Raw genomic sequence first — 15,443 nt, 5'->3', positions numbered from 1 at the left:
GCCGAACCAAGGAGAAGCAAGATGGCCGTTCCCCCGAAGCGCCGAGCCCGCGGCTCGGGCGCGTTCCAGCACGTCAAGTTCGAAGAGACCTACGGCGCCTCGCCCGGCGGCAATTACATCCGTCTGCCCTTCGTCTCCTCCATGCTGGGGGCGGAACAGGGGCTGATCGAAAGCGACCTGCTCGGCCAGGGGCGCGAGCCCTATGACCCGTCGCCGGACGTCATCAACAATGCCGGCGACCATGTGGTGCCGGTGGACGTGCGCGGCTTTGGCCACTGGCTGAAGCTGCTGTTCGGCGCGCCCGACACGTCGGCGCTGCCGGACGACATGTACGAACATGTCTTCACCTCCGGCGCCGACCAGCTTCCTTCGATGTCGATCGAGCTCGCTCTGCCCGCCGCCCAGAAGTTCGGGATGAACTATGGCGTGCGCGGCAACACGCTGCGCATCGGCATGAGCCGCCGGGGCCTGCTCAACGCCACGCTCGGCCTGATCGCCAAGGGCGAAACGGTGGCGGCCGCGAGCGCCGCCGGCACGCCGCAGCCCATCGACGTGGAGCGCTTCGCGCAGGCGACCGGCGAGGTGCGCCAGAACGGCGTGCTGCTCGGCAACGTGGTGTCGGCGGAGTTCGGCTATTCGAACAATCTCGATCCCGTCGAGACGATCCGGCCCGACGGCGAAATCGAGGATGCGGATCCCGGCATGTCCGGGTCGAGCAGCAGCATCACCGTTCGCTTCGCCGGCCAGAGCCTGTTCGACAAGGCGGTGTCGGGCGAGCCGGTGGCGCTCAGCTTCGGCTGGTCGAAGGGGCCGCACAGCCTCGTCTTCGAAAACGAGCGCGTGTTCCTGCCGCGCCCGAAGACGCCGATCAGCGGTCCGAACGGCATCCAGGCCACGTTCCAGCTGCAGGCGTCCGGCGCTGACGGCCACGTCCTCACCGCCACGCTCATCAACGACATCGCCGCTTACTGAGCGGCGCGACGAAAGGGTCGATCATGCACGTTGTTGCTCCCCCGCCCGGTCCGGAGTGGATCACCCTGCTGGAAGCGGTTCCGGCGGAAGGCGACGAACCGGCACGTCCGGCGCTTCGCATCGAATTCGCGCCGATCACCCGCGCGATGCGCCGGCGCGCCCACACCGCCGCCCGCAAGATCCTGATCGCCGCCGGCGCCGACGCGGCGGCGGGGGACTTGGACCTGCTGGCCGACGCGGGCGACGCGATCAGCGTCGAGCTGATCCGGCTCGGCGCGCGCAACTGGGACGGCGTGGGCGATCAGGACGGCAACCCCCTGCCCTTCACCCCGGAGGCGATGGACTGGCTTCTCGCCGACGATCGTCTGTTCGAGCTCGCCGACGAGAAGTACGTGAAACCCTGGGCCGACCGGGAAGCGGAAAAAAACGGCTCGCCCGCCTCGCCGAGTGGCACTGGGGAGGCGGGGACGCAGGCGGCGGATATTGCCGGCTCAGCTGCGGATACGGAACCGCCGCCGCCGAACGATGCGACGGATGCCCCTACCGCGTCCAAGAGCCCCGCACCGAGGCGGCGGAAGAAGTCTGGGAGCTGATCCGCTCCTGCGGCACTCAGCTCCGCTTCGGCGGCATGGGGATGCCCGCGGGGCTCGATTTCGGCGCGGTGATGCAGATGGGCGCGGCGCTCGGCGTCGACGCGCAGCTGCTCGCCGAAGTCCTGCCCGCCGCCGAAGCGGCCATCATGGCCGCGCTCCACGACGATGACGACGATCCGCACGAGGAAAGCTGACCCCCATGTCCGAAGGCGTTCGCATCCGTTTGAGCACCGAAGGTGCGGCGGAAGTCGTCAACACGTTCGCCCAGATCGGGCAGGCCGGCGAGAGCGCGGCCGCGCGCCTGGGCGACAGCTTCGACAAGCAGGGCCGGGCCGTCGAGGACCAGGCCGAGAAGGTCGCGGCCGCGATCGCGAAGATGACCGCGGTGGAGCTGTCGCCGGAGCTGGTGACCGAAGCCCGGCAGATGATCGCCGAGGTCGAGCAGGAAGCGGAGAAGGCCGGCGAGGTCTTTTCGAAGATGTTCGCGGTGGAGGTCGATCCCCAGATGCGGGAGGCGCTCCGCGCCGCCATGGACGAGGCGCAGGAAGGCTTCGAGGCGGCGGGCGAGAATGCCGGCGCCTATGCGCTGGTGCTGCAGCGGCTAGAGGACCGCTACGACAAGGTGGCGGTGGTGCAGCGCGACTATGCGTCCGCGCTCGCCGACATCGCCGAGTTGCTCGACGCGAAGGTGATCAGCGAGAGCGAGGCGCAGCGGCTGACCGAGCTCGCCACCAACGCGGTGATCGAGCAGGCCGAGGCGCTGAAGCAGCAGGCGGAAATGAGCGGTCAGGCAAGGCAGGGCTATCGCAGCCTCGGCAGTTCGATCAGCCAGTTCATCCAGGACCTCGCGCGCGGCACCAATCCGGTCGAGGCGTTCGGCCGCCGCGTCAACGATCTCGGCTCGGCCGGCCAGCGGGTGCTCGGCCAGAAGAAGGACCTTGCCGCCTTCCTTACCGGCCCCTGGGGCGTCGCGATCAGCGCCGGCGCGGCGCTGCTCGGCGTGCTCATCGGCAAGTATATGTCGAGCCGGGAGGAGGCCGAGAAGGCCACCAAGGCGACGATCGACTTCGGCAACGCCAATGTCGAGATCGCCCGCTTCGTCGACCTGCTGACGGGCCGCATCATCCTCCAGAACCAGGTGCTTCGCGAGAATGCGATCCTGAAGCGCGAGGGCGAGATCGATCAGGCGCGCAAGCGGGTTCGAGAAATCCGCGGCGAGATCACCACCGAGCTTCGAGCCAGGATGTTCAACGGCAATCTCACCGAAGGGGAGATTGTGAACCCCCTGCTCGGTCGCACCGTCACAGAACGGGGACAAGGGGCTCTCGATCCTGACCTGCAGGCGATCCTCCGGCAGGGCGGCGGCATCCGCGACCTCGATCGCGCGCTTGGCGAGCTGGCGCAGCGCCGGCCCGAGCTTCGCGACCTGCGCGTGCAGGTGAGCAACCTCGCGGCCGAGGCGGAGAACCTCTATCGCGGATCGCAGGAGCGGCGGGCCGAGATCGGCCTGCTGCGCGAGGAGCCCGGAGCGCTCCAGCGCTACAACGAGCTGACCGGCAAGGGCCGCGACGCGATCAACCGCACCATGCTGGACGCGCAGGCCCGCCTCACCGGCGCGCTGAAGGAATCGGAACGGGCGCAGGCGCGCCTCACCCTCGTTCGCGAGGAGGCGTGGCAGCAGCTGCAGCGCGGCATCATCTCCGAAGATGAATATACGAGCCGGGTGGCGGCGGCCGAGCGCGCGGTGAACGAGGCGCAGGCCGCCGAGCGCGGCCGCGGGCGCAGCCGCGAGGAATCGCTGCGCCGCCAGGCCGAGGCGATGGAGGTGAACACCGCCGGCGCGATCGCGCTGGCCAACGCCTATCTGCAGGGCGGCGAGGCGGCGATGCGCGCCGAAGCGATGCGCAAGGGCGCCACCGACGCCACGCGGCGCGGCATCTCGGTCGAGCAGCAGATCCGCCGCCAGCTGAACCTCGACATCGCCGAAGGCGTCGTCGGCGGCGCCAAGGCGGTCGCGCAGCTGCGCGACGAGATCGAGGCGCGCGCCGACGTGAACGAGCGGATCGCGAGCACCAACGCCGTCTATCCCTCGCTTCAGCAGGCGCTCGAGGAGGAGCTCGCCATTCGCCCGCTGATCCGCCTGCAGGCGCTGGCGCAGGGCGATGCCTATGCCGCCCTCACCCGCGTCATCGAAGCCTATCGCGGCGCGATGGCCGATGCGCGCCGCGAGGAGGCCCGCTCCGGCGCGATCGAGGCGGCGAAGGCGCTGGGCGCACGCACTGCCGACATGCGCGCCCTGATCGGCCTGGCGGGCGATCCGGAGCGGCAGGCACTGGAACTGGCCCGCCGCCAGGCCGCCGAGGAAGCCCGCCGCGCCGGGTGGAGCGCCGAGGATCGGGATCATCATGTCGAGCTGCGGGTGGAGGAAGCGCGTCTCGACATCGCCCTGCAGCGCGCCGATCTCGTCGCGCGGCTCAACCGCGACCATGAAGAGTCGATGGCGCTGGCGCGGCGGGAGCTCGAGCTGGTCGCCGCCAACGACAATCAGCGCCAGAGCAGCCTCCGCCTGCTGGAGCTGGAGCTGCGGCTCAACCGCGACCTCGGCCCCGAATATGCCGACCAGATCGCCGGCATCCTCGCCAAGGCCGAAGCGATGGAGGAGATGAACCGCCGCATCACCGAGCAGGCGGCGAACTGGGACGAACTCCGCTCCACCGGCGCCAATTTCGTCGACACCGTGCTGAACGTCGACAACTGGAAGGATTGGGGCAGCATGGGGAAACGCATCCTCAACGACCTCATCTCCGACTTCGTCCGTCTCGGCGCCGCCAATCCGCTGAAGAACATGCTGTTCGGATCGAACCTGCCGACGCTGCAGGGCGTGCTAGGCGCCGTGCGCGGCGGCGGCCTCCAGGGCGCGGTGCGCGGGATGATGGCCGCCAATCCCGGCGCCTTCGCGCTCGGCACTCTCCACGCCCCCGGCGGGATGGCATTGGTGGGCGAGAATGGCGCCGAGCTGATGGAGGTGCCGCGCGGCGCCCGCGTCCGCACCGCGGCCGACACGCGCCGGATGATGGCGGGCGGGTCGGCGCTGCCGCCGGTCAGCCTCTATATGCCGATCTCCGCCGACGGCGCCGATCCGGCGCAGCTGGCCGCGCTCACCGCCGAGGTTCGCCAGCTGAAGGAGGAGCTGCCGAGCCGGATCGTCGCCGTCTGGTCGGACGCCCGCGACCGCAACCTGATCCGGACCGCCGCATGAAACTCTACCAGATGCCGGCCAAGGGTGCGTCGGGGCAGGAGTTCGAGCCGCAGCGCGTCGATTATTCCGCGCCGGAGGCCGGCGGCTATCTCGGCGGCGTGCAGGCGGGTTTTCCGCTTTGGTTCGCCGTCTGGACGCTCGGGCGGATGGGCGCCGACGCTTCCGACGCCTGGCGCGCCTGGCATATCGGCATGCGCGGATCGCAGCGGCGCTTCCTCGGCTACGATCTCGGCCGCCCCTTCCCGAAGCACTATCGCGACGGCTTCAGCCGCACGACCAACGTCGACGGCACGCCGTTCGATGGCGTAGCCGCCAGCTGGTCGCAGACGATCGACGCGGACGGCGAGGCGCATCTGACGCTGACCGGCCTCCCCGCCGGGCTCCTCCTGTCGACCGGCGATTATGTCGGCCTCCGTTGGGACGCCGCCGGGCTGCCCGCCGGCAACATGGTGCGGCGGACGGTGGCGCGGCTGCGGGGGCCCGGCGTCGCCAATGCCGCCGGCACCTGGACGGGCATCGTCGAACCGCCGCTGCCGCCGCTGGTGCCGGCGGGTGCGATCGCGCATCTCGACAGGCCGTCCTGCGTCATGGCGCTGGTGTCGGGCGAGACGAAGCTGGGGAGCATCGACCGCCGGCTCGCCATCGGCGGCGGCCGCATCGTCGCCTTGCAGGATCTCCGGGCATGAAGCTGATCGCTCCCGCCGCTTTGGCCGCGCTGGCGCGGGGCGACGCGATCGTGACCGGCGCAGTCGCGATCCACTGCGATCCGCCGATCCGCGTCTGGGGCGGCTACGGGCCGATCGATATCGGCGGAGAAACCTATCAGGGGATCGGCGACCGCGGCCTGGCACAGGTCAGCTCCGGCGCGATCGGCGGCGCGGCGCAGGGCGTGACGCTCACTCTGTCCGGCATCGAGCCCGAAGTGATCGACCTGCTCGACGCGGAAGAGGTCCGCCGAGCGCCCGCCGTCATCTGGCGGATGATCTTCTCCGGCGACGGCCGGACCCTGCTCGGCGCCAACGTGTTCAGCCGCGGGCGGATCGACCAGGTGCGCACGGTCGAGACGATAGGCGGCGCGGCCTCGATCCAGGTGAGCGTGGAAACCGCCGCGCGCGGCCTCGGCCGCCGGGGCGGCAGGATGGCGACCGACGCCGACCAGCGGCTGGTGAAGCCGACCGACGGATCGTTCCGCAGCGTCAGCCACGCCGGGGAAAAGATGCTCTATTGGGGTGGCCTCCGCCCCGCCCGCGCCGGAGCGGCGCTGGGCGGCGGCGGTGGCGGCGGCTTCGGCTCCGGAATCGACGAGCACGGCTTTTGGACGCAGCACCGCTGATGCGCCGCGATCTCGACGCCCTGCTCGCCTTCCTGGAGGCGCGGGCCGCCATGCCTTTTGCCTGGGGCCGCTCGCGCAACGACTGCGTCTCCTTCGCCGCGCAGGCGGTCCGCGTCCAGACCGGCCGGAGCCTCGCGAGCCTGATCGGCCGGCACCGCTGGTCGACGGCGCTGGGCGCCGCCCGGGTGCTGAAGCGGCGCGGCGGGATCGAGGCCGCGCTCGATCGCGCGCTCGCGCCCGTGGCGCCGGCGCAGGCGATGCGCGGCGACGTGGCGGGCGCGCCGGACGATCGGCTTGGGCTGCGCCTGATGATCGTCGAGGGAACGACGCTGGTCGGGCCCGGCGAGAACGGGCTGGTGCGGGAACCGCGCGCGGCGATGGTCAAGGCCTGGTCGGCGGTGGCGCGGCCATGAGCAAGGCGGTCGGGGTCGTCCTCAGCGTCGCCGCCGTGGCGGTGTCGATCATCGCGCCGTTCGTCGCCATCCCGGTCTGGATCACCGCCGCGCTCGTCGGCGCGATGGCGCTCAACGCGCTGCTGATGCCCAAGGGCGGCCAGCAGGAGCGGCAGGCCGCCGAGCTGGCTCTGCAGATCGGCGAGCGTCCGCGCTGCGCGATCGTCGGCGAAGCGGCGACGGGCGGCGACCTGGTCGACGCGTTCAACTATGGCGGGAAGCACGGCACCGACTGGGAAGTGATGGTGATCCGGTTGGCGGATCATCGCTGCGCCGCCCTCGCCGGCTTCTTCGTCAACGACGAATATGTGGCGTTCGCCGGCGACGGGGCGGTCGCCGGCTATAACGGCCAGCTGATGGTCTGGTGGCTGCCGGGGACCGAGCATCAGGCGATGCCGTCGGTGGTGACGACGCAAGGCGGCTGGGCCGCCAGCGACAATCTTGCCGGCATCTCAGCCGTCGTCGTCGCCTACAAGGCCGATGCGGCGGATGCGAAGAACCCGGTCTGGCCCGGCGGCCGCCCGCGCTTCAAATGGGTGGTGAAGGGCGCATTATGCTACGATCCCCGCAAGGACGGCAGCCTTCCCGGAGGATCGGGTGCGCACCGCCGTCACCTCCCGGCGACGTGGGAGTGGAGCGAGAACCCGATCGTCTGTCGCTACGCCTGGGTGCGCGGCATCTATGCCTGCGACCGGGTGAACGATCCCGACATGCTGCTGGTGGGGCGCGGCCTGACGGCCGAGGAGGCGCCGCCGGAGAATGTGTTCGCGGCGGCCAATCTCTGCGACGAGCTGGTGGCCGGCGAGCCGCGCTACCGCGTCGGCGGGCGGATCTATGCCAACGAGACCTATCTGGCGGTGGAGGAGCGCTTCGCCGCCGCCTGCGCCGGCATCATCATCCAGCCCGAAGGCAGCGTGGAGATCGAGCCCGGCCAGGCCAAGGCGCCGGTGGCGTGGATCACCGACGCCGACCTGCTGGTCGGCAGCCAGGTGGAGCATTCCGACTTCCTGTCGGAAGCGGACAAGGAATGGGTGAACACCGTCGTTCCCCGCTATGTCGAACCGGCGCAGGGCTGGATGGAGCATGCGGCGCCGCTGCGGCGCGAGATCGCCGACGTGCTGTCGGACGGCGGCCCGCGCGAGGAGACGGTCCTGCTGCAGTTCGTCCGCTGGGCCGCGCAGGCTGGCCGGGTCGGTGAAATCTGGCGACGGCTCGGCCGGCTGTGGGACCGGGCCACGATCACGCTGGGGCCGCGCTTCGCCTACCTCGAGGAAGGGGACTGGATCGTCTGGACGTCGGCGCGGCGGTTCGGCGGCGAGGCGCGTACGTTCCGCGCCGAAGCCTATGGGCTCGACGCACGCTGGCACAGCCGCCTGCGACTGCGGCGGATCACGGCCAGCGTCTATTCCGACGGCGCCTTCCTGCCGGACGAAGCGAGCCCGGCGACGCCGACGCCGCGGCCGGGCCTGTCGGCTCCCGGCGCCGGGGCGTGGACGCTCTCGGCCGAGACGCTGACGCTCGGCGCCAACTACCCGTCGCTCCCCGCGTTGGTGATCGCGGGCGCCGCCGACGATCGCTACGCCGCGGCGATTCGGTTCGAATATTGGCGGGACGACGGGGTCACCGATCCGGCGGCGGTTACCGACTGGATCGGAACCGAGCTCGCCGCGCCCGACGTGAAGCGGCGCGAGATCGTGGCGGTGGCGAGCGGCGGGACCTATTATGCCGCCGTGTCCTACCTGATCGACGGCGAGCCGACGCCGCGGCGGATATTGGGCCCTGTGACGGTGGGCGCGCTGCTGACCGCCGGCCACTATCAGAATCTCATCCGCGGTTCCTATCCCGCCGGGCTGACGGTGACGGGCCGCAACGTCGGCGGCGTCGGCGAGATCGTGATCGGCGATCATTTCCGCGACTACCCCGATCGCGGCGACCGGCTCTACCTCTTCGGCGGCCTGATCTCGCCGGTGGCGCCCGGCACCTATTATTTGTTCTACGACGATCCGACGCTGGCCGATCAGACGCCCGATTATCAGGCGACCACAGTCTTCGGCGATTCGATCAACAGCAACGCGCACCCGTTCCGTCACGACATGAAGCGGACCGTCTTCGTTCCTCCGCCCGGAGGAAGCGACCAGACCGCGCCGCCGGGCGGCGGCGGCTATGGCGGCGGCGACGGTACCAGCCAACCCTGAGGCAGAAGGAAAGACAATGGCAAGGCGGCTTCGTGCCCGCAGGAGCGTGGGCTATCGGGCGATCGTGACCCTGCGTGACGCAGCGGGGCATGTCGTCAACATCACCGGTTGGACATTCGCGATGGCGCTCACCCGGCGCCGGGGCACCATCGACATCCAATTGAACATGGCGGCCAACGAAGCCGCGCTCGGCTTCTACATCCTCGACAGCATCACCGGCGAATATTCGATCAACGTGACGCCGGGTGCGCTGCAGTCCTTCACCGACACGTCCGGCAAGTTCGTCCTGTTCGGCGACATCCTCGCCACGCAGCCCGGCGGCGCAAAGGCGTGGATCGAAGATATCGAGCTGACCGTGACCGAGGGGCCGACCAATGGATAATTTCGACCAGATCTGGAACGGCGAGGATCGGTTCCAGGTCCGGCACACGGGCGTGCGGGGTGAGAGCTTTGCCGACCAGGTGCGTCGATTGGGCATCGGTGGCGCTACGCCCGCCATGCCCGACGGCGAAGCGATCCTCGCGGCGATCAACGTGAATCTCGTGCCGGCGCGCGATCAGGCACTTGGGGCGATCACCGAAAGCTACAACCTGTCGGTGGCCCTTATCGCTAATGCCCGGGAATATTCGCTCGGCGCCCTCAACTTCCGGCTCGAGGAGAATATCTACGCTCTCAACTTTCAGCGTGACCTGAACCTCAACGCCCTCAATATTCGGCGCGACGAGCTTCTGATCACGCTGAACCCGGTCGTCGCTCAAGCCGAGGCGGCGCGTGAAGCGGCAATCACGGCACGGGACATCGCGACCGCAGCACGAGACGTGACGCTCGGCTATCGCGACGCGACCCTGACCGCGAGGGACGTGACGCTCGGCTACCGCAACGACAGCCAGACGGCGGCCGGCGGGGCGGTGCAGGCGCGCATCGCGGCCGAGACGGCGCGGGACGTGGCTCAGGCAGCGTCCCTCACCGCCCCGAACGTGTACGGTACGGTTGCGGCCGGCAACGCGGCAGTGGTCAACGACGCCACCTTCTGGGTGGGTGGATCGAACGGGATCGAGCTTTACCGAAAGGTGGCGGGCAACGCCGTCCTGCTCGACACCCTTCTCTCCGCCGCGACGCTGGAGGATCAGGGCGTTCCGGTGGAGCTGCTGGGGGTCCGCTCCGGCCCGCTGTCCGGCGCCGCTCTCACCGCCAGCACCAACGCGCTGGAAGCGGCGATGTGGTCGGGGCGGCCGCTACTGTTCAAGAAGAAGCCGGCCGTCTACCTGGTCGACCGACCGATCGCCCGCGCCACCGAGCACGGGTCCGACATCGACTGGAGGGGCGACGGCACGATCATCCGCTATGCCGGCGCTGCCCGGGTGCCACGCGCGATCATTCGGGTAAATGTGACCGGTCGGCGCGTCACGATCCACGGGATCGAGGTGGACGCCGACAACAAGTGCGGCTGCGGCTGGGAGATCGAGAATACCGCCGCCCATACGCCCGCCAATCTGAGTGTGCTGGAGACAAGAGGGTTCGGGGCGCGCAATACGCACCGCCTGTCCGGCGACGACAGCTATGGGGATGGCGTTCGCATCAGGGGAGCCTTCAGCCGGATCGAGTGCTTCGACCTTCGACTGAGCAATATCCATGTGGCAGCCGCCGGGGTTTCGGAAGGAAGCGTCGGCGCGCATGGCTTCACGACAGTTGCCTCCTCGGCGGGGGGTTACGCGGAGTACCAGCACATCGAGGGCGGCACGGTCGAGGATGTCTACTGCGACGACCCGAGCGTCATCCAGGATCAGGACGGAATCCGCCTCACTGCTCTACAGCCCGACAACGCAACTCCCTATCCGGCGGTGGCGATCGTCAGGGGCGTGAAGTTCAAGAACTGCCGGGGCCGCGAGGTCAAAACCCAGATCAAGACCACGGTCATCGAGGAAAACCAGCTTGTGCGGGATGTCGGCACCACGACCGCGATCGAGAAGCCGGCGTCGTTCGGCATCCAGCGTGGCGACGGCTTCGTTCGCCGCAACGAAGCGCACTACAGCGGCGGGCAGAACGTGCTGCCCTCCGCCTTCGTGCAAGCCACCGGCTCCGCGACGGTGAACCCCACCATCGTGGTGGAGGAGAATGTCGTTCACGTCGCGGACGGGCTGGTGCTGCCTCGCCTGGTCCAGAACTCCCCGAACGGCGGCGCCTATCGCTACATCGAAGTGGAGAAGAACCGCGTGTTCGGCGAGGTGGCCGAGCCGGTGCGCTTCCTCACCTTTGGTGACACCAACTTCCTGCGGGTGGCGCGCAACTTCTTCCGGAAGATCGCGCTCGGCATCACCGCCAATGCAACCGATGCGCGGACATTGGTGACGGTTGTGTCAGGCGGGGCCGGCACGGGCGCCACTCCAAGGTTTGGCCTCGTGGAGATCGAGAGCAATATCTATGGCGGAACGGAAGAGGTGCATGTCGCCCGCGACAACATCACCGGGCTCGTAACGCTCGCGGCGATCAGCTCCCGTGGCAATATCGGCTTCCTCGACGACGCCACGGCTTCGGCAGGCGTCGGCTCCGGCCTTCGCCGCAAGCAGATCTGGCGCAGCGGGGCTTCGGGTCCGCCGATGAGGAGCGCGGCAGACGCTGCGCCCTCCCGCAGCTCGGAGCAGGCGGTGGTGAATACGCTGACCATCTCGGCCGCCGCGACGGCGACCGTATCCCTCCCGCTGGCGGGTACCGCATGCAAGGTGGAAATATCCTGCGCTATCAACCAGAACGGTGGCGCGGAGTTCTGGGCCGGATCATCGGGGACGGTGCCGATCCACCTCGGCAGCGAATGGGGGCTCGGTAACACGTCAGAACCGGCCACTGGAAATTTCCGGGCGTGGGTCGGCACGAACCAGCTGAACATCAAGAACAACAGCGGGAGCAGCCGGAGGTTCGCCGTTCGCTATTTCTGCCAGCAGTAGGGATCAGGCTCCAGCGGGCCGTATGCGGGCGCCGGGAGAATCCGGAGCCGGAGGGGTGCGCACCCGCACCTCGCTCCTTGGCATGTAAGTGTAGCGCTTCCTGCTGATCGCCATGCCACCGGTCGTCATCGCGACCATGGCGACGACGATGGCGACGCCCGCGGCGACCATCGAATAAGCGACGTAGATGTCGAAACCGGAGCCGCGCAGCAGCTGGAGAATGAAGGTGATCATCGCCAGCGCCAGGCCGCTGACGGCGATGTTGCGGCCGATGTTGCGAAGGAGGTGCTTGTAGACCCAATCGAGGAGCCCGATCACGAGCGCCAGCATGGCAAAGCCCCAGATGCCGAAGTTCCAGAACGGCTCACCAAGGGCAGAGGCCATCCACGACCCGCCGCGCTCCCGGAAGTCGTATTCGGCCCAGCGGGTGTAGAGATCGATATAGGAGGGCGGCTTGTCGCCGAAGGGCACCGGAACGAACAGCGCCTTCAGATAGGTGAGCCCGTGGGCGTTGAGCCGATCGATCTGGAGCGAAGCCTGGACGGAATTGTGGGTGTGGAAGAACATGTAGCCCAGCTCGAAATGGTTGCTGATCAGGGCGAGGTTCTTCGGATCGGCGGCATAGGTCGGCACTTCGGCGGCGGCCTCCGTGAAGCTCCGCTGGGCGTTCGGCATGCGGATGAGCGACATGGTGATGATGAGGAAGCCGACGACGAACGCCATCGGCACACCGATGCGCACCCACCGCCAGTTCAGGCGGGCGGAGCCGTAGCGCGCCTCGAGGAGGAGCGCCGGCAGCAGAAGGAAGATGGCGTTGCGCTTCGAATCGTAGGCGAAGGCGGCCATGACGCCGACGATGAGAGCGACGACCAGCCAGCGCCATTTGAACTTGTTGCGGAACACGATGAAGAAGGTCGAGCAGGCGAGCACGGCCCAGGGCACCGCCATCAGCGGGTGGTCGATCGGCAGGCTGGCGAAGAGCAGCACCGTCAGTACGCCTGCGGTGTAATAGCCCTTCGGCTGGCTCTCCGTCGGCGGCGGCCCGAACGTTGCGCGCGGCGGCCACAGGGAGATGAGGAACATGATGAGGAAGGAGCCGCTGACAGCGGAATAGACCTCCGCCATATGGTACCAGGACATGTAGTCGGCGAGGTCGCGAGACCTCACCACCGCCTCGATCGAATACATGAAGGCGCCGAGCCCGACCGAAATGCCGATGTAGATCAGGCCGAGCATCGACGGCTTGATGAAGTCGGCGATCCGGCCCCGGGTGACGCGGGAGAAGAGATACACCAGCAACGCGACCTGGCCGAGGTAGAGCGGCGCCAGCAGGTCCTTCAGGACATCGTTCGGCAGGCTGGCGGCAAGGAAGACGAGCGCCGGCCAGGAGAGGATGCCGGCGAAGCCGGACCAGAGGTAGCGCTGCTGATGGTCCTCATCTTCGAAGGGCGCCGCGAAACGGGCGCAGAAGATGGCGGCGGCAACCGCGATCCCCACCAAAGTCGCTGGCAGGCTTGAATAAGTTTCCATGGTCAGTCCCCGCCGTTGCCGAGTTTTCTAGCACCGGCTGAGCAGGGAGGCTATCCCGCAGATACCAGAGATTGGGCGCACATATTGGCATTGGCCCAGTTGACTGCGCTTAGGTTGGTGGCGCCGCGAGCATAGCTCGATGTGTGCCGACGAATGCAGGAGAGAAGCCCTAGCCGCACCTGCCGGTCGCTCGCGAAGGTGTTCCAGGCCTCGCGAAATTCGCGGAAGCTGGCGGTTGCGATACGCCGGCAGGCCTGCTGGGCCTGTTCATCACCGGTGTAGCGTTGGCCGCAGGCGATGCGGCGGTCTTCTTCGAACCGAGTGTCGGAGAGGTCCGGATCGTCCGTGGCCTCGACCACCTCGATGGCCTGGATCTTATGAACGGCCGTCGGACGGAGGCCGACGAGGGCGTACATCGCGAACGCGGCAACGATGATGCCGCCTACGATCAGCGCCCGCGTCGGTATATTCGTTCGTCTCGACCTGCGGCGGCTCATCTCGCTCTCCCAAAGAAGGGCTGGAGCCCCGGATTGAGGAAGGGCTCCAGCCCTCCGGCCATTGCTACAGGGCGGCCGGACCCGCTTTGTCGCCGATTTGCAACCGCTCGCCAAGCCCTTGAAAGGACCGCCGATGCATCTTCCTGGCTCCCCCTCGCCCGGGGAGGTCGGCGGCGTGTTCGCCGGGATCGTCACCGTGCTGGCCCTGTTGGGCGGCGGCGTCCGCTGGCTGGTGAGCTGGCGCGAGCGGCGGGCGGAGGCGCGTTCCGCCAAGCTGCAGCGCTGGCACGAGGAGCTGGACGCGCGCGAGCGGCGGCTCGACGCGGAAGAGGCCGAGCGCAGCCAGCGCCTTGAGGACCGGCAGGGAAGGCTGGAGGTGGCCTATGCCCAGCTCCACCGTGAGAATGCGGCGCTGCGCATCGCGTTCGAACTGATCGCCGCGCCGCTGCGGCTGCGCGAGCCCGAGAACCCGGCATTGAAGCAGGCCGAGGAGATGCTGAAGGCGGTGTTCCCGATCAGCCCCCTCACCCCGCCGCCGATGGTGGGCCTGATGGACCAACTCCACAAGATCGACTGACCCCCAAAAAGGAGAAGAAGGATGAGCATCACCGACGCGATCCGTCGGCTGCAGGCGCGCGTCGGCGCGCGGCCGGACGGTGTGGTGGGACCGGCGACCGTCGCCGCCATTGAGGCTGCGCTGAACGGCAAGGCGCCGTCGCTGGCGATGCGCGCCAGCGACATCGAGCAGCTGATCGACGACGTGATCAAGCGGGAGGGCGGCTACGTGAACCATCCCCACGACCGCGGCGGGGAGACCAATTGGGGGATCACCGTCGCCGTCGCCCGCGCCAACGGCTATGACGGCCCGATGCGCAACCTCCCGCTGGCGACGGCGAGGGCGATCTACCGCAAGCTCTACTGGACGGCGCCGGGCTTCGACCGGATCGGCGCGCTCTATCCGCGCGTGGGCGCCGAGCTGTTCGACACCGGGATCAACATGGGGCAGCGGGTCGCCGCGCAATTCCTGCAGCGGGCGCTGAACGCCTTTCTCGGCGAGACGGTGGCGGTGGACGGGCGGATCGGACCCCGCACCGAAACGGCCGTGGGCGAGTTCAAGCGCCTGCGCGGCCGTGAAGGCGAAGCCGTTCTGGTCGCGGCGCTCGATTGCCTGCAGGGCGTCCGCTACATCGAGCTCGTCGAAGGGCGCCCGCTGAACCGCAGCTTCGTCTACGGCTGGTTCGCCCACCGGATCGGCCAGGCATGAGCGGCCGGGTGAGCCGCGCGGTCGCGGCGGCGGCCGGCGCCACGGTGCGGGCGGTGCGCGGGGTGTGCGACCGCTTCTGGCTGTTCACCATCGCGGCGATCGCGCTCGTCATCATCGGCTTCATCCTCGGAGCGGTCGTGATCAAGGGCGGTATGCCGGCGGGCGCGGGCGAGCTGTTCGCCTCCGCGATCACCGGCCTGCTGCTGGTCGTCCAGAAGGTGATCGACGCGCAGCAGCAGCGACGCATGGCCGACCAGTTGGCGCGATCGTCGCCGCCCGGGCCGCAGGACGTGCACGTCGTCAACGACGACGAGGACCGGGTGCCGGTCTCCCCGCCCGGTGGCGATCCGCGAGGACGAGAGGAGTGAGCGGCCGGCATATGCGCCGCCTCCGCCGCGGCGCGATC

General features: G+C 68.9%; 15 protein-coding genes. 13 read left to right on the top strand and 2 right to left on the bottom strand.

What is annotated here, in order from left to right; all coding sequences use genetic code 11:
- Positions 1-21 precede the first annotated feature (21 nt).
- The 10 genes from ACK4K7_RS03050 to ACK4K7_RS03005 are packed head-to-tail and all read left to right on the top strand — an operon-like array spanning position 22 to position 11,746.
- Positions 22-972, top strand: coding sequence for a phage tail tube protein (locus ACK4K7_RS03050; protein WP_431863723.1), 951 nt, complete (start codon positions 22-24; stop codon positions 970-972).
- Between the two features lie 23 nt (positions 973-995).
- Positions 996-1,565: a hypothetical protein gene (locus ACK4K7_RS03045; protein WP_431863722.1), complete on the top strand. Its 570-nt coding sequence runs from the start codon at positions 996-998 to the stop codon at positions 1,563-1,565.
- Between the two features lie 35 nt (positions 1,566-1,600).
- Positions 1,601-1,759, top strand: a complete 159-nt coding sequence (locus ACK4K7_RS03040; protein ID WP_431863721.1) for a DUF7697 family protein — start codon at positions 1,601-1,603, stop codon at positions 1,757-1,759.
- 5 nt (positions 1,760-1,764) lie between these two features.
- Positions 1,765-4,824 carry a hypothetical protein gene (locus tag ACK4K7_RS03035; protein WP_431863720.1) on the top strand — a complete coding sequence of 1,020 codons (3,060 nt, stop codon included), beginning with the start codon at positions 1,765-1,767 and terminating at the stop codon, positions 4,822-4,824.
- Positions 4,821-5,510, top strand: a complete 690-nt coding sequence (locus ACK4K7_RS03030; RefSeq protein WP_431863719.1) for a hypothetical protein — start codon at positions 4,821-4,823, stop codon at positions 5,508-5,510. The genes ACK4K7_RS03035 and ACK4K7_RS03030 overlap by 4 nt, the downstream gene beginning before the upstream one ends.
- Positions 5,507-6,157: a hypothetical protein gene (locus tag ACK4K7_RS03025; RefSeq protein ID WP_431863717.1), complete on the top strand. Its 651-nt coding sequence runs from the start codon at positions 5,507-5,509 to the stop codon at positions 6,155-6,157. Before ACK4K7_RS03030 ends, ACK4K7_RS03025 begins: the two co-directional genes overlap by 4 nt.
- Positions 6,139-6,570, top strand: coding sequence for a DUF6950 family protein (locus ACK4K7_RS03020; protein ID WP_431863716.1), 432 nt, complete (start codon positions 6,139-6,141; stop codon positions 6,568-6,570). Before ACK4K7_RS03025 ends, ACK4K7_RS03020 begins: the two co-directional genes overlap by 19 nt.
- Positions 6,567-8,804: a phage tail protein gene (locus ACK4K7_RS03015; protein WP_431863715.1), complete on the top strand. Its 2,238-nt coding sequence runs from the start codon at positions 6,567-6,569 to the stop codon at positions 8,802-8,804. The genes ACK4K7_RS03020 and ACK4K7_RS03015 overlap by 4 nt, the downstream gene beginning before the upstream one ends.
- 16 nt (positions 8,805-8,820) lie before the next feature.
- Positions 8,821-9,186, top strand: coding sequence for a hypothetical protein (locus ACK4K7_RS03010; protein ID WP_431863714.1), 366 nt, complete (start codon positions 8,821-8,823; stop codon positions 9,184-9,186).
- Positions 9,179-11,746 carry a hypothetical protein gene (locus tag ACK4K7_RS03005; RefSeq protein ID WP_431863713.1) on the top strand — a complete coding sequence of 856 codons (2,568 nt, stop codon included), beginning with the start codon at positions 9,179-9,181 and terminating at the stop codon, positions 11,744-11,746. Before ACK4K7_RS03010 ends, ACK4K7_RS03005 begins: the two co-directional genes overlap by 8 nt.
- Before the next feature lie 3 nt (positions 11,747-11,749).
- Here the strand turns inward: ACK4K7_RS03005 and ACK4K7_RS03000 are convergent, their stop codons facing one another.
- The gene (locus tag ACK4K7_RS03000; RefSeq protein WP_431863712.1) at positions 11,750-13,276 is read right to left on the bottom strand and encodes a hypothetical protein; all 1,527 of its coding nucleotides are present in this window, start codon (positions 13,274-13,276) and stop codon (positions 11,750-11,752) included.
- Positions 13,277-13,326: 50 nt separating this feature from the next.
- Positions 13,327-13,773, bottom strand: a complete 447-nt coding sequence (locus ACK4K7_RS02995) for a hypothetical protein (RefSeq protein WP_431863711.1) — start codon at positions 13,771-13,773, stop codon at positions 13,327-13,329.
- Positions 13,774-13,906: 133 nt separating this feature from the next.
- Here ACK4K7_RS02995 and ACK4K7_RS02990 point away from each other — a divergent pair, with 133 nt between their 5' ends.
- Genes ACK4K7_RS02990 through ACK4K7_RS02980 form a run of 3 tightly spaced genes read left to right on the top strand, consistent with a single transcriptional unit; the run spans position 13,907 to position 15,405 of the window.
- Entirely contained in the window at positions 13,907-14,350 is a 444-nt protein-coding gene (locus ACK4K7_RS02990; RefSeq protein ID WP_431863710.1) for a hypothetical protein, read from the top strand.
- A 21-nt stretch (positions 14,351-14,371) separates the two neighbouring features.
- Entirely contained in the window at positions 14,372-15,037 is a 666-nt protein-coding gene (locus ACK4K7_RS02985; RefSeq protein WP_431863709.1) for a glycosyl hydrolase 108 family protein, read from the top strand.
- The gene (locus tag ACK4K7_RS02980; RefSeq protein ID WP_431863708.1) at positions 15,034-15,405 is read left to right on the top strand and encodes a hypothetical protein; all 372 of its coding nucleotides are present in this window, start codon (positions 15,034-15,036) and stop codon (positions 15,403-15,405) included. The genes ACK4K7_RS02985 and ACK4K7_RS02980 overlap by 4 nt, the downstream gene beginning before the upstream one ends.
- The last annotated feature ends 38 nt before the right edge of the window (positions 15,406-15,443 follow it).

This window comes from Allosphingosinicella sp. (genome assembly GCF_046295735.1).
Lineage (GTDB): Bacteria > Pseudomonadota > Alphaproteobacteria > Sphingomonadales > Sphingomonadaceae > Allosphingosinicella.
Note: the sequence above shows the minus strand (reverse complement) of the source record. Positions and strands in the feature narration are given on the sequence as shown.

Bases quoted from the DNA above. Each gene is read 5' to 3' on its own strand.
- ACK4K7_RS03050 (WP_431863723.1), top strand. From the start codon at position 22: ATGGCCGTTCCCCCGAAGCGCCGAGCCCGCGGCTCGGGCGCGTTCCAG.
- ACK4K7_RS03035 (WP_431863720.1), top strand. From the start codon at position 1,765: ATGTCCGAAGGCGTTCGCATCCGTTTGAGCACCGAAGGTGCGGCGGAA.
- ACK4K7_RS02980 (WP_431863708.1), top strand. From the start codon at position 15,034: ATGAGCGGCCGGGTGAGCCGCGCGGTCGCGGCGGCGGCCGGCGCCACG.
- ACK4K7_RS03045 (WP_431863722.1), top strand. From the start codon at position 996: ATGCACGTTGTTGCTCCCCCGCCCGGTCCGGAGTGGATCACCCTGCTG.
- ACK4K7_RS02985 (WP_431863709.1), top strand. From the start codon at position 14,372: ATGAGCATCACCGACGCGATCCGTCGGCTGCAGGCGCGCGTCGGCGCG.
- ACK4K7_RS02995 (WP_431863711.1), bottom strand. From the start codon at position 13,773: ATGAGCCGCCGCAGGTCGAGACGAACGAATATACCGACGCGGGCGCTG.
- ACK4K7_RS03030 (WP_431863719.1), top strand. From the start codon at position 4,821: ATGAAACTCTACCAGATGCCGGCCAAGGGTGCGTCGGGGCAGGAGTTC.
- ACK4K7_RS03025 (WP_431863717.1), top strand. From the start codon at position 5,507: ATGAAGCTGATCGCTCCCGCCGCTTTGGCCGCGCTGGCGCGGGGCGAC.
- ACK4K7_RS03005 (WP_431863713.1), top strand. From the start codon at position 9,179: ATGGATAATTTCGACCAGATCTGGAACGGCGAGGATCGGTTCCAGGTC.
- ACK4K7_RS03010 (WP_431863714.1), top strand. From the start codon at position 8,821: ATGGCAAGGCGGCTTCGTGCCCGCAGGAGCGTGGGCTATCGGGCGATC.
- ACK4K7_RS02990 (WP_431863710.1), top strand. From the start codon at position 13,907: ATGCATCTTCCTGGCTCCCCCTCGCCCGGGGAGGTCGGCGGCGTGTTC.
- ACK4K7_RS03000 (WP_431863712.1), bottom strand. From the start codon at position 13,276: ATGGAAACTTATTCAAGCCTGCCAGCGACTTTGGTGGGGATCGCGGTT.
- ACK4K7_RS03015 (WP_431863715.1), top strand. From the start codon at position 6,567: ATGAGCAAGGCGGTCGGGGTCGTCCTCAGCGTCGCCGCCGTGGCGGTG.
- ACK4K7_RS03040 (WP_431863721.1), top strand. From the start codon at position 1,601: ATGGGGATGCCCGCGGGGCTCGATTTCGGCGCGGTGATGCAGATGGGC.